This is a genomic window from Vibrio navarrensis, assembly GCF_015767675.1.
Taxonomy (GTDB): Bacteria; Pseudomonadota; Gammaproteobacteria; order Enterobacterales; family Vibrionaceae; genus Vibrio.
The window spans coordinates 259,055-282,905 of the sequence record NZ_CP065217.1; the positions used below are offsets into that span (position 1 = coordinate 259,055).

The window sequence follows — 23,851 nt, forward strand, 5'->3', positions numbered from 1 at the left end:
GTCGGCTGAGTGTTCAAGATTCTATAAGAGGCACGGAGTGACTAAGTTATTATTAGTATGTCCAGCTAATACTTCACAGATGCCATATTTGAAAAACTATATAGAAGTACTAATATCTAATGGTATTCAATATGACGTTCTATGCTGGGATAGATTAAGTGAAGAGCGTGAAGGCCCATTAGTGTACAAAGATGGAAAGATTGGTCATCAAAGAGGATTTTACGACTATTTTAATTACTCGATATATGTTAGGCGGTTAATAAAAAAACATGGGTTTACGAAGCTCATTGTTTTTGGTATACCTTTGGCGTTTTTTCTTTCTAGGTTTTTAGTTAAAAATTATAGAGACATGTTTGTTATCGATATAAGGGATCATCATAGGTTGCTCTGCATTTTTTATAATTTTGGTAATCTCCTCAGTAATTCAGCTTTGAGTGTTATATCGTCCGGTGGTTTTTTAAAATGGTTGCCAAATAATATAAGCTATATTATAAATCACAACACAAGTAAGACTGAACTACCTCCATTAAGAGTAAAGAGTGACCCAATTTTCAATAGAAATACTATTTCGATATCATGTATTGGTTCATTAAAAGATATAGCTATTAATAGAGAACTATTGACTCAGGCAGCTAAGAAATCCCTCTCTTATTTGCGGTTTAATTTTCATGGTGATGGTGTTATTAATGATGAGCTAACAAATTTAGCTGTGAAACATCCTAATTTAAATATAAACGTTACGGGGCGATATTATCCAAGCGAGGAACGCGAACTATATTTGAAATCTGATTTTATAAACATGTTTATGAGTCCTGATTCTATTAATAATAATACGTGCATGTCTAATCGCTTATACAATAGTGTTTTATACGGGGTCCCTTTACTAGTTTTAGAAGGCAGTTATTTGTCTGATATAGTTCTTAAGTATAATTTGGGCATGGTATTTTGTAGTTTGGATGATTTTTTTGATGACTTTTTCAGCCGTATTTCCTCATTCGACTTATCTTTATACGAAAAAGGGAGGTATGAATTTTTTAAGTTGGTTTTGGATGAAAATGCATGTTTTAGAAAATCTATTCTTAAGTTTGTTGGGTGTTCTTAAAGTATGGGTCGTTCAATTAGATTATATAAGCACAGCCAATTTTTTAATTTCGTTACGGTTGTGATTGCCCTATCTCCTATGTTCCTTCAATACTCGCTTTTCGTGCCTATTTTGTTATTCCCAGAATTTTTTTTAATTTTGGCGCTACTGGCTGCTACATTGCGGAGAACTAATGTAGATTTACCATTGCTGTTTTTAGTTGTAGTGCTTGTTTTCTATTTGTTAGTTTTAAGTCTCATTAAGTACAATGCAGAAAGCTATATGTTGTTAACATTGAGCCTAACAACTTCATTTAGGTTGTTTTTTTATTTTGTTATTTTGGCTGTTCTTTCAAAGAGCTACTTTGTGAGAGATTTTGCTGCGAAAATTCTTGTTTTTGTAGCTGCTTCAAATTCATTATATGGTTTACTTCAATTTTTCACATATAAGTTTTTTAAGATTTCACTGCCTTGGTCGCTCCCATTTCTTACTGTGCAACATGGTCAGAGACTCATTACGGAGCAAGACTATATCTTTGAGAAATTTGGGTTTAGATTTTCTGGTTTATTTTCTGAACCTGCGCACTTTAGTCAGTTTATCGGTTTTGCTTTTTTGGTTGTGCTTTTCTATGATGGAGGGCGTTTTTTTAATAAAAATTCCAAAGTATTCTTATCGCTTTTATTCACTTTATCTTTACTGTTAAGTGCTTCCGGCACAGGTTTTTTTGTCATCGTTTTTATAGTCGCGCTACTGCTTTATAAGATTTTATTCGAATCCGTAAGCTTTAATAAATTTTTCATAGGTATATCAGTATTTGTCTTATTTATTTCAGCTTTAGTTCTGTTACTGTTTTCAACTGATATTTTCTATCTAGGTGTTCAAAGGGTTTTAGACTTTTCTGATGCATCTTCGCTATATGTTCGCATGATTAGGCCTTTAGTTGTTTTCAGTAGTTTAGATTATATCGATATGATTTTCGGTATTGGCTATGGAAATTATTCAAGCTATGTTTTTTATCAAGGCATAGAGAATGCTTATGAAGCTGAATTAGGTTTCGCTTGGACAAATTCATTAGGTGTATTCCTAGTAGGTTCAGGAATGATCGGATTTGCAATCGTTATTTTTATTTATGGCTATTTGTTGCGAAAGGCAGATAACTTCGGCAGGGTTGCTTTGCTTTTTGTGTTAGCTCATTTTTTGTTCTCGGACCTGCCGCATTCTATATTTTTTGTGTGCTTTTCTTCTTTTTTATATGGCCAAAATTTGAATAGGTTTAGAGTTTTAAATAAAGGATTAGTAAAATGAAAGTGCTTTACTTGACACCAGCTTGGTTTGGCTTTGAAGAAATGTTATATGATGGGCAGAGAGAAATTACAGGCTTACCTTCATTCTCATATCCTCTTAAGGCTCTTGTTGAAAAAGGGCATGAGGTTGATATGATCGTTATTTATACTGATGAGTTGCGGCCACTCAATATAGAAGCTGAATGGGTTTCAAAAATAAATATCGTAGCGTTTTTTAAGTATGAACTTTCTTTGTTTAAAAAAGTAAAGAGTATTTATCAGTATAGACGTCTTGTCGGAGAGATATTGGATTCCGGCAACTATGACTTTGTATATGCACATGGTTCTTCCCCTGCGGTTGCTAGAAGCATAGTTGTTAAAAAGGGTATTCCTTTTGGTCAGCGTCTATATGGCACGTTTCTCTGGAGTAAGATAGAAAAATTTGGGCATTTTCGGGTGGCAGTAAAGCATCTCGTTGAATACCTAAGTTTTACAAAAGAAAAGTCTTTTTTACTTGCTACTAATGATGGCTCCGGTGCTGATAAGGTCGTCAGAAAGATTTTCCCAAAGAATAGGTTACCGTACGATTTTCATTATTGGAAAAACGGTGTGTCTAGGCCTTCTTTAACTGATAGAGATCTCAGTTCTTTTTCGGGAATGGTAGCTAGAAATAAACCTTTTATTTTTTACTGTGCGCGTTTTGATGATTGGAAGAGGCAGGATCGAATAGTAAGTGTTTTAAATAGGTTAAAAGATGAGGGGATAATTCTACATGCGTACTTCGCTGGCCCGTTTGATACTTTAGGTGACAGATATTATAAAGAAGTCATTGAACTTGCAAACACTCTAGGTGTGATTGAACAATGCCACTTTTTGGGTTCTATCAGTAAAAAGGAAATATTTATGTATAACAAGCTTGCATTGGCATCATTGAGCTTGTATGACGTATGTAATATAACGAGTGTTTTCCATGAAATGATGGCTTCCGGTGCGCTTATGATCGTCAAAAATGACTATGATGTTAGGTGCTACATAAAAAATCGGGAAAATGGCGTGTTAGTTGATAATGACGAGGATGTCGTTATAGTACTAAAAGACATTTTAAATAATCCTGAAAAATATAACAGTTGCCGTGAAAATATTATATCTCTTTCAAAGGAGCTTACAAGTGACTGGGATGTTAGATCTAATAAAGAAATCGAATTGATAGAAAACCACGTTTTGAAAAGTAAAAAAGTATAGGGCGATTTATGTTTTCTCAAAAAGTTTTATTAATTACTGGTGGCACAGGCTCATTTGGTAATGCTGTACTAGATCGTTTTTTAGAAACCGAAATTAAAGAAATCCGTATTTTTTCTCGTGATGAAAAAAAACAAGACGATATGCGGAAAAAATACAACAGCAATAAACTAAAATTCTACATCGGTGATGTTCGCGATTATCAAAGTATTCTAAATGCAACTCGTGGTGTTGATTATATTTATCATGCAGCAGCACTTAAGCAAGTGCCATCTTGCGAATTTCACCCAATGGAAGCGGTGAAAACCAATGTGTTGGGTACTGAAAATGTACTTGAAGCGGCGATTCAAAACGAAGTCAAGCGCGTGGTTTGCTTAAGTACAGATAAAGCGGTTTATCCAATCAATGCAATGGGAATCTCTAAGGCGATGATGGAAAAGGTGATTGTTGCGAAATCTCGCAATGTTGACCCAGAGAAAACCGTAATATCAGCAACTCGCTATGGTAACGTAATGGCGTCTCGCGGTTCGGTCATCCCTCTTTTCTTGCGTCAAATTATCAATGGGCAACCTCTAACGGTTACCGACCCGAACATGACCCGTTTTATGATGACGCTGAATGACGCGGTTGATCTGGTTTTACACGCCTTTGAACATGGCACAAATGGTGACATTTTTGTGCAAAAAGCGCCTGCTGCAACCATCGATGTGTTGGTAAAAGCACTATTGCAAATTGCCGATAAGCCGAATCACCCAGTGAATGTGATTGGTACTCGCCATGGCGAAAAACTCTATGAAGCATTGTGTAGCCGTGAAGAGATGTTTGTCGCCGAAGATCAAGGCGGCTACTATCGTATTCCTTCGGATAACCGTGATTTAAACTACTCGAAATACAACGAAGAAGGCGAGAAAGATCTTTCTGTGATTGAAGATTATAACTCCCATAATACCGATCGTTTAGATGTGCAAGGCATGGTGAAACTGCTTCACAAGCTAGATTTTATCGCTGATATTGAGGCGGGCAGCCTTAACGTTCCTGAAGGTGTGTAATGAAAATTGTCGTCACTGGTGCCAAAGGTTTTATTGGCAAAAACCTCTGTATTATGCTTCGTGAGCATGGCTATCAAGATGTCGTCGAAGTGGATCGCGAAACATCGCGTGAGCAATTATCTCAAGTTCTTTCGACGGCTGAATTCGTCTATCACTTGGCTGGTATCAACCGTCCAAAAGATGAAGTAGAGTTTCAGCAAGGTAATGCAGATTTAACGAGTTTTATTGTTGAGCAGCTTACGCTGAACGGAAAAAAAGTCCCTCTGGTGGTGAGCTCTTCTACACAGGCAGAGCGAGACAATGCCTACGGACAAAGTAAGCGTTTGGCCGAGCAAGCGGTTGAGCAGTATGGTCAGCAAACACAAGCACCGTACTTCATTTACCGCTTTCCTAACGTTTTTGGTAAATGGTGTCGCCCTAATTACAACTCCTTTGTCGCCACCTTTTGTTACAACACACTAAACGATCTTGAAATCACGATAAACGATCCGAGTGCGCCAGTAACCTTGGTTTACATTGATGATGTTTGTGCCCATTTAATTTCATTGCTAGAAGGTTGCGCAGAGAGCGGTTATAAGAGCGTAACACCAGAATATCCGACCACAGTCGGTCAGGTCGCTGAACTGTTGCGTGCTTTTAAAGCAAGCAGAGACAATCTTGTCACTGAAAATGTTGGTACTGGTTTAACTCGAGCTCTCTACTCGACTTACCTTAGCTACATGACACCAGCACAATTTAGCTATTCCATTCCCAGTTATGGTGATGAGCGCGGTGTCTTTAGCGAAATGTTGAAAACCAAGCAAGCGGGTCAATTTTCCTTCTTTACTGCTCATCCTGGTATCACTCGTGGTGGCCATTATCACCATAGTAAAAATGAAAAATTTTTGGTGCTGAAAGGCAAGGCATTATTTAAATTTGAGCATATCGCTACTGGTGAGCGTTATGAACTTTATACCGATGGCAGTTCACCGCAAATTGTTGAAACGGTTCCTGGCTGGTCTCATGACATCACCAATATCGGTGATGAAGAAATGATCGTAATGCTATGGGCTAATGAGATTTTCGACCGTGAAGCACCCGATACGTTTGCCCGTCCATTGTCTTGATTCAAGAGAAATTAAAGTGAAGAAACTTAAAGTAATGTCAGTTGTGGGCACTCGCCCAGAAATTATCCGTTTGTCTCGCGTTTTAGCAAAACTTGATGAGCACTGTGAGCATATTTTGGTTCACACGGGGCAAAATTACGACTTTGAACTGAATGAAGTATTTTTTAATGACTTAGGTGTGCGCAAGCCCGACTATTTTCTCAGTGCTGCGGGGAAAAATGCTGCTGAAACTATTGGGCAAGTGATCATCAAAGTTGATCAAGTATTAGAAGAGATTCAACCTGAAGCGATGCTGGTACTGGGGGACACTAACTCTTGTATTTCGGCTATTCCAGCCAAGCGTCGCAAAGTGCCTATTTTCCACATGGAAGCGGGTAATCGCTGTTTTGATCAGCGCGTTCCTGAAGAAACAAACCGTCGAATTGTGGACCATACTGCGGATATCAACCTGACTTACAGCACAATTGCTCGTGATTACCTCCTAGCTGAAGGTTTACCTGCTGATCGTGTGATCAAAACAGGTAGCCCGATGTTTGAGGTGCTCCACCATTATATGCCGCAAATCGATAGCTCAGATGTGCTTTCTCGTTTGGGTTTGCAAAAAGGGCAATTTTTTGTTGTTAGTGCGCATCGTGAAGAGAATGTCGATTCCCCTAAACAGTTGGCCAAATTAGCTGAAACGCTTAATACCGTTGCGCAGCATTATAATCTGCCTGTGATTGTGTCAACGCATCCACGTACACGTAACCGTATTGAAGCGCAGGGATTGGAGTTCCACCCGAATATTCAGTTACTCAAGCCACTAGGGTTCCATGATTACAATCATTTGCAGAAAAATGCCAAAGTCGTACTTTCAGATAGCGGTACGATTAATGAAGAATCGTCCATTATGAACTTTCCAGCACTAAATATGCGAGAAGCACATGAACGCCCTGAGGGGATGGAAGAAGCTTCAGTGATGATGGTTGGCTTAGGTGTTGAGCGCGTAATGCAGGCTTTGCAAATTCTTGAATCACAACCTTCGGGTGATGAGCGCCTATTACGTCAAGTGGCTGATTACAGTATGCCAAACGTCTCGGACAAAGTTGTACGTATAATTCACTCTTATACAGACTATGTGAAACGTGTAGTTTGGAAAGAATACTAATCCAATGAAAATTCTATTCATTAGTCAATTGTACGATCCAGAGTACTCAATTAAAGGTCACGCTTTAATGAAGCACTGGGTTGACCAAGGCCATGAAGTCGAAGTCATAACCACTTTTCCTAATTATCCAGTAGGAAAAGTTTATGACGGATATAAAGTACAGCTAGTTGATTCGAGCTACAAAGACCAAGTCAAAATTACACGGGTTTGGTCTCATATCTCCCACTCCAAATCAAAGTTATCTAGGGCATGGAGCTACATTAGTTTTACGTTGATGGCATTACTATTTGCGCTAAAGTCTAAAAACGTTTCGGTGGTTTATACCTATCATCCTCAATCTACGACGGGGTTGATTGGTATGTTGATGACGTTACTAAAACGCGTCCCATACATTACTGATGTACAAGATCTTTGGCCTGACTCACTGGCGGCAACCGGACTTGGTAGCAATAAGCTCGTGACTTCCTTGATTGGTGGTTGGTGCCGTTTAGTTTATAAATGCTCTAGTCAAGTCGTTGTTTTATCCGAAGGGTTTAAGACAACGCTCATTGAGCGTGGAGTTAGCGGAGATAAGATCAATGTGGTGTATAATTGGTGTCCTGAAGAAAAGTTGATCTCTTTAGCATTAGAGCAGTCGACTTACACGGTTTCTTCAAACTCAACGGTTAAACTTGCATATGCTGGTAACTTGGGTACAGCGCAGGACTTGAAGTCTGTGATTCAAGCCATGGGCATGCTTGATGATATTGATGTTCACTTGTCTCTAATTGGAGGAGGGGTTGAAAGGGAAGTTCTTGAACAAGAAGTGAAGGATCTAAAGCTTAAGAATGTAGAGATTTTAGGGTATGTTCCTCCCAAGAATTTATTCTCGGAGCTGGTTAACTATGATGCATTGCTTGTTCATTTGAGAGACGAACCTTTATTCAAAATTACAATACCTTCGAAAACTCAGTCTTACACTGCATTAGCGAAACCTATTATTATGGCTGTATCTGGAGAGACTCAAGATATCATTAGAGGTGGCCAATGTGGTTATTACCCAATACCGAGTAACCCAGAGTCTATTGCTGATGCGATAAGAGAGTTGTCAAGTGATCGAGACAATTGGGCGTTGCTAGGGAATAACTCAAGAAAGACTTATTTAGATAAGTTTTCTTTAGAGAGTGGCTATCGCGCACTGGATTCAGTTTTGAAGAAGGCAGTATCATATGGAAATTAGAAATGCGAATTATACTGATGTCGAACGTATTATAGAGATTCATATTAGTGCGTTTGAGGGCTTCTTTTTGACATTTTTGGGGCCTAATTTTTTACACCTTCTCTATGCAGGATTTATTGATAAAGGCTTACTGCGCGTAGCAGTTGTTGATTCTAATATTGTTGGTTTTTCTGCAGGTACAGATAAACCAGAAGTCTTTTTTTCCAATTTAAGAAGAGAAAAGTGGCTGTCATTTTTTTTTGCAGCCGCACCAGGTTTAATAAAGAAGCCATCTTTGGTTATAAAGAAATTATATAGTGCTATCTTCTATAAAGGTGACTCCGTTGAACGACTGAATAATAGCTTTTTGTTAAGTAGCTTAGCTGTTGATCCTTGTGTGGAAGGTAAAGGTATCGGTAAGCATCTGCTCAAAGATTTGGACGAGTTATTATCTGAAAAAAAAGAGTGTCAGATTATTTATCTTATAACGGATAAGAATGAAAATAGCTCTGTATTGAGCTTTTATAGTAAATGTGGATTCTCTATCGAGTCAGAGTTTAAGCAATCTGGACAAAGAGAAATGTTAAGGTTAGTAAAATCAATAAAGGACGTTTGAAGATATGAGTACAGATTTTTTACCATTTGCTCTACCTGAAATTGGCGAAGAAGAAATTGCAGAAGTTGTTGATTCATTACGTTCTGGTTGGGTAACTACAGGACCTAAGGCAAAACGTTTTGAAGAACAGTTCTCCGCTTTTTTAGGTGATGAAAAGTTAGAGTCAATTGCCGTGAACTCAGCCACGTCAGGTCTTCATTTGGCGTTAGAAGCTATCGGCGTAGGACCTGGAGATGAAGTTATTGTTCCTACATATACATTTACTGCAACAGCTGAAATTGTTCGATATCTAGGTGCTACACCTATTATGGTTGATGTTGAGGAATCAACATTTAATATGACACCAACTGCTTTTGAAGCGGCGATTTCAGAGAAAACAAAAGCAGTCATTCCTGTTCATTTTGCTGGTCTTGCATGTGATATGGATGAAATTATTTCTATCGCAAGAAAGCACGATATCCGCATTATTGAAGATGCAGCACATGCATTACCAACAGTTTACAATGGTAAACTAATTGGAACTTTGGACACTGATGTCACCGTGTTTAGCTTTTACGCGAATAAGACGATGACAACTGGTGAGGGGGGCATGGTTGTTACGCGTAATCAAGACATTGCAAAACGTTGCAAAATTATGCGACTACATGGAATAAGCCGTGATGCCTTTGATCGCTATACATCAACGAAGCCAGCCTGGTCCTATGAAATTGTTGCACCGGGTTACAAATATAATATGCCAGATATCTCGGCAGCTATTGGCTTGCATCAGTTAGTTAAGTTACCAGACTTCCAAATTAAACGTCAACGTATGGCTGAGTATTATAATCAGCAACTCAAAGAACTGCCTATTGTTCTTCCTGCATTACCTAATGAGGTGAGTTCACATGCATGGCATTTATATCCGATTAAGCTAAAGGATGATGCTGGGATATCTCGAGATGATTTTATTTTTAAAATGTCTGAATTAGGCATTGGCTGTTCTGTACATTTTATTCCTTTGCATTTGCACCCATATTGGCGTGATACATACGAACTGATACCAGAAATGTATCCTATTGCTCAATCTATTTTTGAAGCCGAAGTTTCTTTACCATTATATACAAAAATGAACGATGACGATTTGTTAAGAGTTGTCAATGCAGTTAAACAGGTTCTCGCAGATGGCTAAACGACTTTTTGATCTATTTCTATCCTTCATCGGGATTTTTTGTCTATTGCCAGTTTTTATTTCTGTGGCTTGTTGGATTAAGCTGGACTCACCTGGTCCGGTTTTTTTTAGACAAACAAGAGTTGGTTACAAGGGGAATCCATTTCGAATTCATAAATTTCGAACAATGAAAGTGCAGGCAGAGAGCGAAGGCCGATTAACGATAGGTAACGATAGCAGGATCACTCGATCTGGACAATTTTTGAGGAAGAGCAAAATCGACGAGCTACCGCAACTCATCGATGTGTTCCTAGGTAATATGAGCCTAGTTGGCCCTCGTCCAGAAGTGCAAGAATTTATTGATTGTTATCCAACGGATGTTAAGGATAAAGTTTTATCGGTAAAGCCGGGTATTACTGATCGGGCATCAATCGAGATGGTCGATGAGAGTGATATTTTAGGTCAGTATAGTGATCCCAAAAAAGCCTACATTGATGTGATTTTGCCAGTGAAGCAGACATATTATTTACAATATGTCGATAATCATACTATCTTAGATGATATTTTTATTATATTTTCTACAATAAAGAAAATAATCAAGAGAACATAATTACTATGTAATTTATGTATTTAGAGAGATAATTATGGACAAGTTGGCTTATATTTGGTCTCTGCCTCGGATGCATAAGCGTCTGATCAGTTTGGCTATTGATACTTTATTGATCACCTTCTCTTTCTTTCTCGCCTTGGCGGCGCGAACGGGAGAGGTCTCTTTTTCGGTTTCAGGGCCAACTTGGTTAACGCTGCTTGGCACCTTAACCGTAACGCTAATCGCCTTTACCAAACTGGGGTTGTATCGCGCGGTATTGCGTTACCTAACTTTCCATGCGTTAACGGTCGTTGTGATTGGTGCGGTGATCTCCGCACTTTCTATCACCAGCTTTGCCTACTATTTTGATGCCGCGGTGCCGCGTACGGTGCCTGTCATCTATATGACATTCCTCGCTATTCTCTGTGGCGGGGCGCGCATGTTGGTGCGCTCACTCATTGTGCAGGCTAGCCGTAAAGGCTCTGAACGGGTATTGATTTTTGGCGCGGGCAGCACAGGGCGGCAGCTCGCCATCGCGTTAAGAAATGCGGAATCGTATCAAGTACAAGGCTTTATTGATAATGATCCATCATTAGCAAATACCATCATTCAAGGGATTAACGTTTACTCGCCAAGCAGTGTTGATCAACTGGTCGAAAGGCAAGGCATAGAAAAGATTTTGCTTGCTACGCCGCGTGCTTCTCGCTCGGAACGTAAAACCATCATCGATTCTTTGTTGCACCTTCCAGTAGAAGTGCTCACCGTGCCTGATTTCAACGATATCGTCAACGGCAATGCCACAGTCGATGAGCTGAAAGATGTCGCGATTGAAGATCTGCTTGGCCGCGATCCGGTCGCACCCAACCCAGATCTGATGAAAGCCAACATCCAAGGTAAAGTGGTAATGGTGACTGGCGCGGGGGGGTCTATCGGCTCAGAGCTTTGTCGGCAAATCGTCAGGCAAAAACCTAAATCACTGGTTCTTTTTGAGCTGTCTGAATTTGGCCTTTATCAAATTGATAAAGAGCTTTCCAATCTGGTTGAAACAGAAAAGCTTAACGTCGAGATCATCCCACTGTTGGGTTCAGTGCAACGCATTAACCGTGTCAGCACCACCATGCGTGCCTTTGGGGTACAAACGGTGTACCACGCGGCCGCGTATAAACACGTGCCACTAGTGGAATACAATGTGGTCGAAGGGGTGCGTAACAACGTATTTGGCACCTATTACACTGCCAAAGCGGCGATTGAGGCAGGGGTAGAGTCCTTTGTGCTTATCTCAACCGACAAAGCAGTACGCCCAACCAATGTGATGGGTACCTCAAAACGAATGGCTGAGTTGGGCTTGCAAGCCCTAGCGCAGCAAGAGAACAGCAAACCCAATGGTACGCGTTTTTGCATGGTGCGTTTTGGCAATGTGCTTGGTTCATCCGGCTCTGTGATTCCTCTCTTCAAACGTCAGATTGAAGAGGGCAAAGCGATCACCGTGACACATCCAGATATTATTCGCTACTTTATGACCATACCAGAGGCAGCTCAGTTGGTGATTCAGGCAGGCGCAATGGGTAAAGGTGGCGATGTCTTTGTCTTGGATATGGGCCAACCAGTAAAAATCGTTGATCTGGCGAAAAACTTAATCCGCCTCTCTGGGCTTGAAGTTAAATCGCCTTCTAACCCGAACGGCGATATTGAGATTAAATTCACCGGCCTTCGCCCAGGCGAAAAGCTCTATGAAGAGTTATTGATTGGCGATAACGTTGAAGGCACAGAGCATGAACGCATTATGACGGCCAACGAGCAGTTCTTGCCGCTAGAGCAGTTTAATCACATTCTCGAAGATCTTGATTTAGCATGCCACCACTTCGACCATGAGGCGATTCGCCAAATCCTGCTGGAAACGCCAACAGGCTTTAACCCAACCGATGGCATTGGCGATCTCGTCTGGAACGCGAAGAAGAAACTCAAAGCATCCCAAGCAAAAGTCGTTGAAATGAAGGTAACGGCGTAGGACGAAAAGAAGGTTGCTAGGGGCTAGGTACTAGGAAGAGCGGGGAAGGGCGAAGAGCGGTTAAGAGCGGTCCTGTGGACCTGAAGAGCGGGGAAGAGCGGGAAAAGCGGTCCTGGTTCCTAGGTTGCTAGGTACTAGGAAGAGCGGATAAGAGCGGGAAGGGCGGTCCTGGTTCCTAGGTTGCTGGGTTCTAGGAAAGAGCGGATAAGAGCGGTCCTGCTTTTCCGCTTTTTCTTTTCCTAGTAATCTAGCCCCTAGAAAACTCGTCCCTTCTTTATCCGCTCTTGCTCTTCCTAGCAATCTAGTCCCTATCAATCTCGCTCCTGCCTTTCCGCCTTTGCCTTCCCCAGGACCAAGGGCCCGGAACCCAGGACCTTATCTTCCGCCCTTGCTCTTCCTAGCAATCTCGCTCCTGCTTTTCTGCCCTTCCTAGTCCCTGCTCTTTCCTAGGACCTAGGGCCTGCTTTTTCCTAGTCCCTGCCTTTCCTAGGGCCTGCTTTTCTGCCCTTCCTCGAAAATTTCCAACAATTTGCGCTCAAGTAAAAGCGAATATGCTAGCGTTTTCCTATCTTAATTGGCGACTAAGGCAAAGGAAATGCAAATACTTCATCATGGCGGTAAAGATACCGTTACAGGCTCTTGTCATGAGCTGCGCGCAGATGGCATGGCGCTATTAATCGATTGTGGCCTGTTTCAGGGCAAAGAGTCGGCGCAGGCAGAATTAGATTTCTCCGTTGAGCATATTGATGCGCTGATTGTCACTCACGCGCATATCGATCACATCGGTCGTATTCCTTGGCTGCTTGCCGCTGGCTTTCGCGGGCCAATTTACGCTACTCGGGCCAGTGCAGAGCTGATCCCACTGATGTTAGAAGATGGCCTCAAGTTACAGCTGGGCCTTAATAGCCAACAAATTCAGCAAATTTTACACGCCGTTAAACAGCGTTTGCGTCCATTGGGCTATGGTGAATGGCTCACACTCTCTGCGCAGAGAAACACAGAGGCCTCACTCGAGCTGCGCTTTCAACCCGCTGGGCATATTTTAGGTTCGGCCTACGTTGAAATTCGCTTAGCCTGTGGAGAAGTGGTGGTGTTTTCTGGTGACTTAGGCCCGAGTAATACGCCGCTCTTGCCCGATCCGCAACCGCCAGAGCGGGCCGATTATCTGGTGATAGAGAGCACCTATGGCAACCGCAATCATGATGATGTTGCAGGCCGAGCGGAAACGCTGCGCAAAATCATTCAACGCTCTTTAGCCGATGGCGGCACCATTTTAATCCCGGCTTTTAGTGTTGGCCGTACCCAAGAGCTGCTGTTTGACCTTGAGCGCCTGATTTATGAGCATAAAATTGCCGCCGATTTGCCCGTCATCCTAGACTCACCGATGGCCCAGCAAGTGACGCAATCTTATCGGCACTTTAAAACCTTATGGGGTGAGGAAGCAAAGCAACGTCTGGAGATGCATCGCCATCCGCTAGCGTTTGATCAATGTATTCAGATTAGCGATTACCGCACTCATCAAGCGTTAGTCAACCGTTTGGCGTCAACCGGGGACGCGGCGATTGTGGTGGCCGCTTCGGGAATGTGTCAGGGCGGGCGGATTGTCGACTATTTGAAAGCGCTGCTGAGCGATGAACGCACCGATGTGATTTTTGCAGGCTATCAGGCCGAGGGAACGCTCGGGCGTAGCATCGCTCAAGGTGAAAAAAACCTCTGCATTGATGGCGAGGAGGTCGAAGTAAACGCCAGTATCCACGTGATGTCGGGCTACTCTGCCCATGCGGATCAATCTGAGTTGCTGGCTTTTATCCATGGCATTGGCCAAGCTCCGCAAGAAATTCATCTCATCCACGGTGAACCAAGCAGCAAGCAAGCCTTTGCTCAAGCACTGAATGCCACGGGTTACGCGGGGGTTGTGAGGTTGTAGGAAGGGAAGGTTGATAGGGAAGAGCAGGTTGCTAGGGGCTAGTTTTCTAGGGACTAGGAAGAGCGGTTAAGAGCGGTCCTGTGGCCCTGAAAAGCGGTTCTGGGAAGGGCAAGAGCGGCCCTGGTTCCTGGGCGAGAAAGGGCAAAAGCGGGGAAAAGCGGCCCTGGTTCCTAGGTCGCTAGGTTCTAGGAACAGCAGGTTGCTAGGTTCTAGGTTTCTAGGGACTAGGAAGAGCGGTTAAGAGCGGACCTATGGCCCTGAAGAGCAGGCACTAGTTTTCTAGGTTTTGCTCTTCCTAGTAATCTAGGCCCTAGCAAACTCGTTCCTGCTTTATTCGCTCTTGCTCTTCCTAGCAATCTAGTCCCTATCAATCTCGTCCCTTCTTTTTCCGCTCTTGCTCTTCCCAGGACCAAGGGCCCAGAACCTAGTACCCTCTCTTCCGCTTTTTCTTTCCCCAGGACCCAGAACCTTCTCTTCCGCCCTTGCTCTTCCTCGTCTCTTCCCTGCCTTCTTGTCTCTTTAAAGATACGCTGCTATAGTTCCTTGACCACGTTGAGTTCGAGGCGGGAATGCCAGAAATTGACGCCCTATTGGGCCTTTCATTTTGCTTGTACTTCTTTGATAACAAACAGCATAAATTACCGCATATCCACGTGAAATACGGTAGTTACGAGTTAATTATTGCTATTGAAACGGGGGAGTGTTTAGAAGGTTATTTACCCAACAAACAACGTAAACGTGCTGAGAACCACATTTTCGAACATCGAGAGCAATTGATGATTATGTGGCATAAAGCGGTGAATGGGGAAAACCCTGGTAAGTTAGGTGATTTATGTTGAAAGTTATCGATGTCGATTATATCTCAGAGCATACCTTAGCGCTGACATTCAATGATGGCTACCAAGGCCACGCCGATTTGTCGGTGTACTTTTCTAAAAAGCCGTTTTCAGAAGTGAAGGACTTTAAGCGCTTTTCTTTGACAGGTGATGGTTCTTTGAACTGGAGCGGTATCGAGCTATCTGCGGCGACACTTCGTGATATTACCAAAGGGTCGCAGAAACCCGTTGAGTTCGGTTTTAATGTCCAAGAAATGGAAGCTGTCATCAAGCAAGCCTCATGGGAATCCATGATGGAAGGGCGTCCAGATATTCTACAAGCGGCTATTCGCTCTTATGTAGAACAGTTTGGTCATAGCCAAGTTATTGAAAAAGCAGGAATAAAGAGCCGTACCAGTGCGTATCGCTCCTTGAAGCCAGAAACGACGCCAAACTTTGGCACATTGGTTCAATTAGGGCACGCAGTGATTGAGCTGGCCAAGGAGCGTACCACTACAGGGGGCTAGGGAAAGAAGGTCGCTAGGGACTAGGTTCTAGGGAAGAGTAGGAAGAGCAGGAAGAGCAGGAAGAGCGGACCTGTGGCCCTCGAAAAGCGGTCCTGGGAAGGGCAAGAGCGGCCCTAGTTCCTGGGCGAGAAAGAGCAGGTTGCTAGGTTCTAGGGAAAAGCGGTCCTTCTCTTCCGCTTCTGCTCTTCCTAGCAATCTAGTCCCTATCAATCTCGCTCCTGCCTTTCCCGCTCTTGCTCTTCCCAGGACCAAGGACCCAGAACCTAGGCCCCTCTCTTCCGCCCTTGCTCTTCCTAGTACCTGCTCTTCCCTAGGAACTAGGACCTGTTTTTCCTAGGACCTTCTCTTCCGCTCTTCCTTGCCCTTCCTCCCATTTTTTCCTTTGGGGATGGCCGTGAGGGGCGAAACTGCATACACTGTTTGCCATCACGTTTTCACATCAGACTTTACATGAAAAATCACTTCCCTCAGCCGCTTCAAAAACTCTTAGGCATGGTGACTGAGCAAAAAACCTTTGAGCAACTGACACGCGATGAACTGGCTTACCTTGCAGAGCCTACCACGCTGTTGTTTGCTTTGCCGTTTGGCATGACTATGCCGGATGAAGCGGCCGAAGCGTATAGCGATACCTTTCTGCCTTACTTCGACTTTATGGCCAACGAATTGCGCATCCAACTGCGTAATGGCGACGCGCTGGAGATGCTGCCCATTCTCAACAGCTGTTTGCTTGATCTGCTTGAAGGCGGGGAGATTAATCTGCAGATGGCTTACAGCATGGTCAAAGTGCTTAAGTCACACCAATTGTCGATTGAGCCCGCAGTGATTGACACACTTGCCGAGCTGCAAATGCAAAAGCAAGAGCAAGAGCAGCCAAACAATGTGCCAAGCCTACCTGTAGACCCTCAGAAAATGTTGGACCAGATGGCCGAGCAGATTACTCAGCAAGGGATTGACAGTGGCTTTACGTTTTGCCAAATGATCAGCGATGAGCTGGCGGTGTATCCCATTGATGGGGTGAAAGTCTTACTTGCCTGTTTTCTCAAGCAAAAGTGGATTGTGGACGCGCTGTTGCTGCTCACTTTGCACAAAGAGTCAGAGATTGCCAACGTTGCAGCAGAACGGTTGAATGACGTCGCCGATAAGCAGTGGAAGTTTTTAACCAATCGCAACTACCTGTTGTTGGTGCAGCGTTTTGCCGATGAAAAGGTCAAGGCTCATTTACCTAAGTGGAACCGCCTTGCGATGCAACATGCCAAACAAAGCCAGCCGAGCCAAGTGGTGGAGCTGTATGTTTCCTTTGCTGATGGCCAGCACTCCACGCTGTTTCTTGCGCTGGTGCAAGATGCCGATGGCAAAAGTTTGCACCAAGTAGGCGGGGTATTTCGGCTTGGCTACGGCTTGGTCGATAGCTACTTTATCCCCCATATTGATCGTCACCAATTTCAACACATGGTCGAAACAATAAAAGGTGAAGTGGGCGCTATCCCGTGTGACCCGCTCTTGCTGCGTCATCTACTCCCTTGGGCGTTGCACGAGCAGCAAGCTAGCCCGGAGCGTATGTCGGTCGATACCCTACAGATTCTGGCTTTGCTGCCCAACGCGTGGAGTGAGCCGCAGGCGTTTAACATCGAGCACCTCGCTGAAATCTGTCACTTTGAAACACAAAAGCCGGATTGGCGAGATAATGAACGCAAAGTGAGCAAAATGTTGCTCAATACACCGATGTTCAAAACTTGGCTGGTGCACGACATTGACCCAATGTTGACTAAAGCGCGCCAAGTGCGTGACCACTGCTATTTGGCCCAGCCACAGCGCTATATCGAAGCGCTCTCTCATGCCGCTTTACTGGCGCATTTTTCTCTGCTGCCGCCAAATTTTTTGATAGCTCCGGCTAACAGCTATCTCGCCTGTGCGTTTTTGCTCCAAGAGGGCGGATTAGGTCGAAAAACCTTCCCGCTGTTTGATTGGCTGGCGGAAGCGAGCTTGCATGAGAGCCAGCAAGATCAGCAACTGGATAAGATCTTCTGTGAACTTGCGGAGCCTACTGGCTATGTACTCAAAGTACAGTTGATGGATAGCAAACCGAAAGTGTGGCGTCGTTTTACGGTCTCGAGCAGCATCGACATGCACTCGCTGCACAACCTGCTGCAAGATGTGATGGGTTGGGATAACTACCATGCGTACACCTTTGCCACCAAACTTGGCCACATTGATGATTCGCCAGAAAGTCCGTTGCCTGCCGATGAGATTCCGTTGATGGCCGTGCTGCGCAATGAGGGGGATAGCATGGGCTATGTCTATGATTTTGGTGATCATTGGCAACACTTCGTTGTCTTAGAAAAAATCAACAAGCGCGACTGCTGGCAACCCAAAGTCACCGCCGGGAGCGGCGAATGCCCACCAGAAGATTGCGGCGGTATGTGGGGCTACAACGCATTATTAGAGGCAGCAGCCAAAACTGAGCGCACTCAAGAAGAACAAGAGCAACTGGAGTGGTACGGCATGGAAGAGGGCTGGGACGCTAAAGCTTTTGATAAAAATGAGGTTAATGAGTTGTTGAGGTTTGAGTAGGAAGAGAAGGGGCTAGGGGCTAGGAAGAGCGGTCCTGGAAAGGGCAAGAGCGGCCCTGGTTCCTAGGCGAGAAAGGGCGAAAAGCGGGGAAGGGCGGGGAAGAGCAGGGAAGAGCAGGTTTCTAGGGACTAGGAAAAGAAGGTTGCTAGGTTTCTAGATTTCTAGGTTCTAGGAAGAGCAAGAGCAGGAAGAGCGGTTAAGAGCGGCCCTATGGTCCTGAAGAGCAGGGCGCTAGGTTTCTAGGTACTAGGAAAGAGCGGTCCTTCTATTCCGCTTTTGCTTTTCCTAGGACCAAGGGCCCAGAACCCAGAACCTTCTCTTCAGCTCTTGCTTTTCCGCTTTTGCTTTTCCTAGGACCAAGGGCCCAGAACCCAGAACCTTCTCTTCAGCTCTTGCTTTTCCGCCTTTTTCTTTTCCCAAGACCAAGGGCCCAGAACCTATGACCATTTCTTCCGCTCTTGCTCTTTGTAGCCCGTCCTCTTTATGGATGATAATCTATCGCTTAAATACCCAACATGTGAACACCGACGATGCCTGCGAATGATCTGCTGGACAACATAGAACAACTGGCGCAAAAAAATACCGATATTGCGGCTATTTGGTTGTACGGTTCGCGAGCGCAAGATAGAGCCCGGCGAGATAGTGATTATGATCTGGCGATTGCCTTTCATGATTTTTCGCTTGATCCTCTCGCGCGGTATGCGCGTCCTCACAGTTTGGCGCTCGATTGGGCTGCGGCATTGCAGTTGCCCGAGCAACAAGTCTCTTTGGTAGATATCAATCAAATCCCTATTTATCTGGCCTATCAAATTATAGAAACAGGGCAACTCATATATAGCGATGGCAGTGCACGAGCATGGCAAGAGATAACACGCATCAATAGCCTATTTGAATACCAACAGCGCGAGGCGAAGCGATGAAATATCATGAAACAGCAGGATTGCAGCTCTATTTAACCGAAGCGACAAAACACAAGCAGGACTATTGTCAGCAGCTTGATGAGTTGCGTGCAGAGTTAGCGCAAGGTGAACTGCGTCGGCGTGATTATTTAGCGATTGAACGTTTGTTGCAGATATTGACCGAATTATCCATTGGGCTAGCCAAGCACTGTTTAAAAAAATGTCAGCAGCAAGCGGCAGCAGACGCTTATCAAACCTTTGCGCAACTTCACCTGCATGGGCTGATAACCGCCGATGAGCTGGTGCAGTGGCGGCAGGTTATTGGCATGCGTAATGGTTTGGTGCACGATTATTTAAATATCGATATCAATATTGTCCGTTCAATCGTTGCGCAAGGGCGCTACCACGTTTTAGCTGCATTTTGCGATAAAGCCATCGAATTTTTGCGTCGTTAAAAGCGGGGAAGAGAAGGTTTCTAGGGACTAGGAAAAGAAGGTTGCTAGGGAAAGAAGGTCGCTAGGGAAAGAAGGTCGCTAGGTTTCTAGGTTTCTAGGGACTAGGTAAGAGCAGGAAAAGCGAGACCATTTTTTCCGCCCTTGCTCTTCCTAGCAATCTATTCCCTATCAATCTCGTCCCTGCTTTATCCGCCCTTGCTTTTCCGCCTTTGTCTTTCCCCAGGACCAAGGGCCCAGGACCCAGAACCTTCTCTTCCGCCCTTGCTTTTCCCAAGGACCTAGCCCCTTCTCTTCCGCTCTTCCGCTCTTCCGCTCTTCCGCTCTTCCGCCCCTACTCCGTCATTAACTGCATGAGCAATTCGGGGTTGAGTTGCTCGGCGGTGGATTGGCCGGACAAAACCTTGTCAGCCAAGTCGCGTTTTTCACTGTGCAGTTGGATGATTTTTTCTTCTACCGTGTTGACGGTGACCAAGCGATAGACGGTGACGGGTTTGGTTTGTCCCATACGATAAGCCCGATCACTCGCTTGATCTTCTACCGCTGGGTTCCACCATGGGTCAAGGTGGATCACGGTATCCGCTTCGGTGAGGTTGAGCCCTGAACCGCCCGCTTTCAGGCTGATCAAAAACAAGTTGTGTTCGCCAGATTTAAACGCGTTGATCGCACTTTGTCGTTTCTTGCTGGTGGATTGCCCATCCAGGTAAGAAAAATCGACCCCGTGTTGGTTTAACTGCTGGCCGAAGCGTTTGAGCAACTGAACAAATTGGCTAAACACCAGGATCTTGTGTCCGCCCTCAAGGGCATCTTCGACCAGTTGCAACGCCTCTTTCTGTTTGCTGCTGGTGTCGGTGAGGTGCTCAAACACTAAGCCTGGGTCGCAACACACTTGGCGCAAACGCGTTAAGCTGGCGAACAGCGAAATGGTGGAATGAGTGCTGCCGTCACTCAGGGTTTCTAACGCTTCTTTACGCACTGCTTCATAGGCATTGCGCTCTTTACTGGTCAGCTCAACATGATGGACGAGCTCTGTTTTTTCCGGTAGTTCAGTGAGCACCTCTTGTTTGAGACGACGCAAAATAAAGGGGCTGACTAAAGCGCGCAGTCGCAGCAGGTCGTCTTCATTTTTGCTGGCTTGCGCGTATTTGCTTTTGAACTGTTTTAAAGAGCCGAGCAAGCCCGGGTTTAAAAAGGCGAACTGGCTCCAAAGCTCCACCAAATGGTTTTCCACTGGGGTGCCTGAGAGGGTTATGCGCCGCTGCGCGTTTATCTCAAACAACACTTTAGCGCGTTCGGCATTGGGGTTTTTGATCTGCTGCGCTTCGTCCAAGACGACGGTTTGCCACTCGGTGGCTTGCAAGGCATCGGCTAGGCGAGTCACTAACCCGTAGCTGAGTACGATCACTTCACCGGCGCGAGCGTTGGCTAAGGTTTGCTGGCGATCGGCGCAGCTCTCTAAATCAATCACGGTTAACTGGGGCGTGAAGCGCTGGCTCTCTTGACGCCAGTTGAGTAAGACCGATTTGGGGCAGACCACTAAGCTTGGGCCTTGCGCTTGAAAATGGCTCAGCAGGGTTAAGGCTTGCAGTGTTTTGCCAAGGCCCATATCGTCGGCCAAACAGACACCAAACCCATTGTGCAGCAAATGCGCCGCCCAAAGGACGCCGCTGCGTTGATAATCGCGCAGTGGTTCAAGCAGCGCTTCATCTAACGTGATGGGTTGTGACCATGCCTGTTGTAGCGCTTGCCAACCGTGATCGCTTTGCACCGACATGGTTTCGATTAGCTTTTGTAGCGGGTAGGCGAGTTGGCGGTTTACCGAGAGATTGTCATCTAACACGCTGTCTAAGAAATGCAACTGTTTACGCAGCGCATCGCTGACTAACAGGGTGAGGTTCTGCTGTTCTAAGGTAATAAATCCTGTGCGTCGCGCTTCAAGCAGACGTTTGAGATCCAACACTTGCGCGCCATCAAAATGCACATCCCCTGACACTTGAAACCAATTTTCCTGTTGGCGTATTGCTAGGCCCACATCTTGTGAGCGCAGTTGTTTGACTCGTTTGCTCGCTTGATGCCAGTGGATGGTGACCTCTTCAAGCTGTTCTAGAGCGTCGAGTAGTTGCGGCAGTTGTTGGCTAGGCACGCTGTAGCGGTGGCTTTTACACGCCTTTAAACCGAGTGTTTTGGCAATCGCTTTGGCTTGCTGCCGCTCCTGAGCAAGATCGCGGCGATACCAGATCTTCCCTTGCTGATAGAGCCAGAGTGTGCCTTGTCCCGAGCCAATACGGGTGCATTGGTCCAGTGATTGGTGTTCAATCGCCAGTTCCAATTTCCCTTCACCAAGCTTGAGCCACAAGTGTGGCGTGGTGTCCCATTCTCCTAGGGTAATGTTGCCGCGCGCTTCACTGATAAAGTACCAGTTGACATTATCGCCCAAGCGTTCGATCAACGCATCGGCCTGTTCAATCGCTACCGCGGGCATTTGTCCGGCGAGCGTAAAAAAGCGTTCGACGTGTTCGGGAATCGAATAGAAAGAGTAGATCCCTTCCGTGCGTGGCTTTAGGCAAGCTTGCGACTGCTTGGTTACCTTGGGATGGCATTGCAATGCGAGCTGTCCTTTTTCTTCCTCTAGCACCACCAAGGCCGGTTCTGCGACCAAACTGATCGGCTCCCCAACTGAGTTAAACACGCTGTTACTTTGTGACAGCAGCATGAGTAATGTTGGGTTGAGCTTAAAGGTGTCGCTCCAATAATCATGGCGGCTTTGCAGGTGTTCGGCAATCGCCAGATCAATGCTGGTCAACGAGAGGTGGTTGTCGTAAAGCAGCGTGTGTGGGGCGATTTTTCTCCCTATGCTCCAGCCTTTTTTTCCCCGTTTCTGTAACTTGACCATCAAGGTCTCTTGCTCGCTGATCACCCAGGCTAAGCGCTCATCTTGCTGCTCTTTCGGATCGCGCAAGGTGGTGGTCACTTCACTGATCCACATTTGCCATGCGTCGGGTTTATCAATAAAGCGGCCTTGATCCGTTTCTTCGTCGGTCAAATAGGCAAAGAGACGTTGCGCCATATGCGCGAGGTTAAACTGAGCTGGTGCCTTGCTGCTATCCAGTGGCTCAGCCAGCGGGTGATTGGCCAAGGTGGTGAAAAAAGCTCGCAGTTCAGGACGTGTTTTGACTCGGCACATTTGCAGTAAGTCCAGCACTAATTGCCCCCAAGCAATACCTTGTGGGGTCTGCACTGACTCAAGCCACATCGGCGCATCGTAAAACAGTGTGACCAGCGTATCGTCACTCATCTGCAAATAGTCAAAGAGTTTTTGCCAATGGAAAAAGCCCAGCGGATTCTGGCTTGCCGCATCCAGCCCTTCAAGTTGCTCAATCCGCTCTGCGACTAACTCAGGGCGCAGGCATTGAATGATAAACAGATCGATTAACAGCGAGAGGCTGAGACGTGTGCGAGGATTGAGCGCAAAAAGACTCTCACGCTGGACCAGATAGTGTTCGTCAAGCGGCTCCAGAAAGTGTTTGGCCTTGCTTGGATTCGATGAAAACAGGCCCACATCTTGGCTCAGTTGAATGGGTAAGGTTCTTTTCACGAGACCAGACACCTTAGCATGCAAAGTGTCATAGGTGGCTGGTGAGGTGGCGGTGAGTAACATGCGCGGGTAGGTCGCGAGAAAATAATCTCCCGCACCTTGCGCAAATGGAATGGTCTTGACCAAGTACCAGAGTTGGTCGCTTTGCGTTAGCAGGTGAAAACCATCATTGATACTTTGTTCGATCAGTTCGGCATCCACCGACCAAAGATAGTGCGGTGCGAACCAAGAGGCGTACAGGCGTGCATAATGAGCGCCCGGTGCGCGTATGGCGGTGCGCAAGCCTTGACTTAATTGTTTTTGTGAGGTCATCTGACATGCAAATAGCGCAACGCACCATCCGTCGGCGGTCAGGTAAATAAACGTTTTGTCTTGATGCGTGCTAGCGCGGATCCAACCGGATTGTAGGCACTCTTCTTGCAGCGCGGCGAATTGCCCAGTGTGTTTTTCGCCGACGTAGTTAACGTAGGATAAATACGCATCATCCGCCTTGCGACTGACACTGACAATGATGGCGGCAAGAAAGTCGACTTGCCCCTCTTTTAATTGATTTGGCGTTGAAACAAAGTGCTGCACCTAGTTTTCCTATCTTCTCTAAGTAT

General features: G+C 45.2%; 18 protein-coding genes. 17 read left to right on the top strand and 1 reads right to left on the bottom strand.

Annotated features, from left to right (window positions below; all coding sequences use genetic code 11):
• Positions 1-37 precede the first annotated feature (37 nt).
• From I3X05_RS01150 to hepT, 17 genes are all read left to right on the top strand, one after another.
• On the top strand, positions 38-1,102 hold the full coding sequence (locus I3X05_RS01150) for a hypothetical protein (protein WP_337970902.1): 1,065 nt from the start codon (positions 38-40) through the stop codon (positions 1,100-1,102).
• Positions 1,103-1,105: 3 nt separating this feature from the next.
• Complete coding sequence (locus I3X05_RS01155; RefSeq protein ID WP_337970903.1) at positions 1,106-2,386, top strand: hypothetical protein; 1,281 nt, start codon at positions 1,106-1,108, stop codon at positions 2,384-2,386.
• Positions 2,383-3,606 carry a glycosyltransferase family 4 protein gene (locus I3X05_RS01160; protein WP_337970904.1) on the top strand — a complete coding sequence of 408 codons (1,224 nt, stop codon included), beginning with the start codon at positions 2,383-2,385 and terminating at the stop codon, positions 3,604-3,606. Before I3X05_RS01155 ends, I3X05_RS01160 begins: the two co-directional genes overlap by 4 nt.
• An 8-nt stretch (positions 3,607-3,614) precedes the next feature.
• Entirely contained in the window at positions 3,615-4,652 is a 1,038-nt protein-coding gene (locus I3X05_RS01165; protein ID WP_337970905.1) for a polysaccharide biosynthesis protein, read from the top strand.
• Positions 4,652-5,758, top strand: coding sequence for a UDP-2-acetamido-2,6-beta-L-arabino-hexul-4-ose reductase (gene wbjC / locus I3X05_RS01170; RefSeq protein WP_337970906.1), 1,107 nt, complete (start codon positions 4,652-4,654; stop codon positions 5,756-5,758). Before I3X05_RS01165 ends, wbjC begins: the two co-directional genes overlap by 1 nt.
• Positions 5,759-5,774: 16 nt before the next feature.
• The gene (wecB, locus tag I3X05_RS01175; protein WP_045572447.1) at positions 5,775-6,905 is read left to right on the top strand and encodes a non-hydrolyzing UDP-N-acetylglucosamine 2-epimerase; all 1,131 of its coding nucleotides are present in this window, start codon (positions 5,775-5,777) and stop codon (positions 6,903-6,905) included.
• A 4-nt stretch (positions 6,906-6,909) separates the two neighbouring features.
• On the top strand, positions 6,910-8,124 hold the full coding sequence (locus I3X05_RS01180) for a glycosyltransferase family 4 protein (RefSeq protein WP_193158176.1): 1,215 nt from the start codon (positions 6,910-6,912) through the stop codon (positions 8,122-8,124).
• A complete protein-coding gene (locus tag I3X05_RS01185) occupies positions 8,114-8,719 on the top strand; it encodes a GNAT family N-acetyltransferase (protein ID WP_045572449.1) in 606 nt (201 codons plus the stop codon). The genes I3X05_RS01180 and I3X05_RS01185 overlap by 11 nt, the downstream gene beginning before the upstream one ends.
• Positions 8,720-8,723: 4 nt before the next feature.
• Positions 8,724-9,887: a DegT/DnrJ/EryC1/StrS family aminotransferase gene (locus tag I3X05_RS01190; protein ID WP_045572450.1), complete on the top strand. Its 1,164-nt coding sequence runs from the start codon at positions 8,724-8,726 to the stop codon at positions 9,885-9,887.
• The gene (locus I3X05_RS01195) at positions 9,880-10,476 is read left to right on the top strand and encodes a sugar transferase (protein ID WP_045572470.1); all 597 of its coding nucleotides are present in this window, start codon (positions 9,880-9,882) and stop codon (positions 10,474-10,476) included. The genes I3X05_RS01190 and I3X05_RS01195 overlap by 8 nt, the downstream gene beginning before the upstream one ends.
• 34 nt (positions 10,477-10,510) lie before the next feature.
• Positions 10,511-12,463, top strand: coding sequence for a polysaccharide biosynthesis protein (locus I3X05_RS01200; protein ID WP_045572451.1), 1,953 nt, complete (start codon positions 10,511-10,513; stop codon positions 12,461-12,463).
• 595 nt (positions 12,464-13,058) lie between these two features.
• Positions 13,059-14,390 carry an MBL fold metallo-hydrolase RNA specificity domain-containing protein gene (locus I3X05_RS01205; protein WP_337970907.1) on the top strand — a complete coding sequence of 444 codons (1,332 nt, stop codon included), beginning with the start codon at positions 13,059-13,061 and terminating at the stop codon, positions 14,388-14,390.
• A gap of 569 nt (positions 14,391-14,959) precedes the next feature.
• A complete protein-coding gene (gene dhiT, locus I3X05_RS01210) occupies positions 14,960-15,229 on the top strand; it encodes a type II toxin-antitoxin system toxin DhiT (RefSeq protein ID WP_045572453.1) in 270 nt (89 codons plus the stop codon).
• Positions 15,223-15,732 carry a type II toxin-antitoxin system antitoxin DhiA gene (gene dhiA, locus I3X05_RS01215; protein WP_337970908.1) on the top strand — a complete coding sequence of 170 codons (510 nt, stop codon included), beginning with the start codon at positions 15,223-15,225 and terminating at the stop codon, positions 15,730-15,732. The genes dhiT and dhiA overlap by 7 nt, the downstream gene beginning before the upstream one ends.
• Positions 15,733-16,182: 450 nt before the next feature.
• The gene (locus tag I3X05_RS01220; protein WP_337970909.1) at positions 16,183-18,303 is read left to right on the top strand and encodes a plasmid pRiA4b ORF-3 family protein; all 2,121 of its coding nucleotides are present in this window, start codon (positions 16,183-16,185) and stop codon (positions 18,301-18,303) included.
• 530 nt (positions 18,304-18,833) lie between these two features.
• Positions 18,834-19,223 carry a type VII toxin-antitoxin system MntA family adenylyltransferase antitoxin gene (mntA, locus tag I3X05_RS01225; RefSeq protein WP_045572455.1) on the top strand — a complete coding sequence of 130 codons (390 nt, stop codon included), beginning with the start codon at positions 18,834-18,836 and terminating at the stop codon, positions 19,221-19,223.
• Complete coding sequence (gene hepT, locus I3X05_RS01230) at positions 19,220-19,657, top strand: type VII toxin-antitoxin system HepT family RNase toxin (RefSeq protein ID WP_337970910.1); 438 nt, start codon at positions 19,220-19,222, stop codon at positions 19,655-19,657. Before mntA ends, hepT begins: the two co-directional genes overlap by 4 nt.
• Before the next feature lie 331 nt (positions 19,658-19,988).
• On the opposite strand, the gene I3X05_RS01235 is transcribed toward hepT, so the two are convergent.
• Complete coding sequence (locus I3X05_RS01235) at positions 19,989-23,825, bottom strand: DEAD/DEAH box helicase (RefSeq protein ID WP_337970911.1); 3,837 nt, start codon at positions 23,823-23,825, stop codon at positions 19,989-19,991.
• Positions 23,826-23,851 lie beyond the last annotated feature (26 nt).

Excerpts from the sequence above, each read along its gene's own strand:
- I3X05_RS01155 (WP_337970903.1), top strand. The coding sequence starts at position 1,106 with ATGGGTCGTTCAATTAGATTATATAAGCACAGCCAATTTTTTAATTTC.
- I3X05_RS01160 (WP_337970904.1), top strand. The coding sequence starts at position 2,383 with ATGAAAGTGCTTTACTTGACACCAGCTTGGTTTGGCTTTGAAGAAATG.
- I3X05_RS01165 (WP_337970905.1), top strand. The coding sequence starts at position 3,615 with ATGTTTTCTCAAAAAGTTTTATTAATTACTGGTGGCACAGGCTCATTT.
- wbjC (WP_337970906.1), top strand. The coding sequence starts at position 4,652 with ATGAAAATTGTCGTCACTGGTGCCAAAGGTTTTATTGGCAAAAACCTC.
- I3X05_RS01180 (WP_193158176.1), top strand. The coding sequence starts at position 6,910 with ATGAAAATTCTATTCATTAGTCAATTGTACGATCCAGAGTACTCAATT.
- I3X05_RS01185 (WP_045572449.1), top strand. The coding sequence starts at position 8,114 with ATGGAAATTAGAAATGCGAATTATACTGATGTCGAACGTATTATAGAG.
- I3X05_RS01190 (WP_045572450.1), top strand. The coding sequence starts at position 8,724 with ATGAGTACAGATTTTTTACCATTTGCTCTACCTGAAATTGGCGAAGAA.
- I3X05_RS01195 (WP_045572470.1), top strand. The coding sequence starts at position 9,880 with ATGGCTAAACGACTTTTTGATCTATTTCTATCCTTCATCGGGATTTTT.
- I3X05_RS01200 (WP_045572451.1), top strand. The coding sequence starts at position 10,511 with ATGGACAAGTTGGCTTATATTTGGTCTCTGCCTCGGATGCATAAGCGT.
- I3X05_RS01205 (WP_337970907.1), top strand. The coding sequence starts at position 13,059 with ATGCAAATACTTCATCATGGCGGTAAAGATACCGTTACAGGCTCTTGT.
- dhiT (WP_045572453.1), top strand. The coding sequence starts at position 14,960 with ATGCCAGAAATTGACGCCCTATTGGGCCTTTCATTTTGCTTGTACTTC.
- dhiA (WP_337970908.1), top strand. The coding sequence starts at position 15,223 with ATGTTGAAAGTTATCGATGTCGATTATATCTCAGAGCATACCTTAGCG.
- I3X05_RS01220 (WP_337970909.1), top strand. The coding sequence starts at position 16,183 with ATGAAAAATCACTTCCCTCAGCCGCTTCAAAAACTCTTAGGCATGGTG.
- mntA (WP_045572455.1), top strand. The coding sequence starts at position 18,834 with ATGCCTGCGAATGATCTGCTGGACAACATAGAACAACTGGCGCAAAAA.
- hepT (WP_337970910.1), top strand. The coding sequence starts at position 19,220 with ATGAAATATCATGAAACAGCAGGATTGCAGCTCTATTTAACCGAAGCG.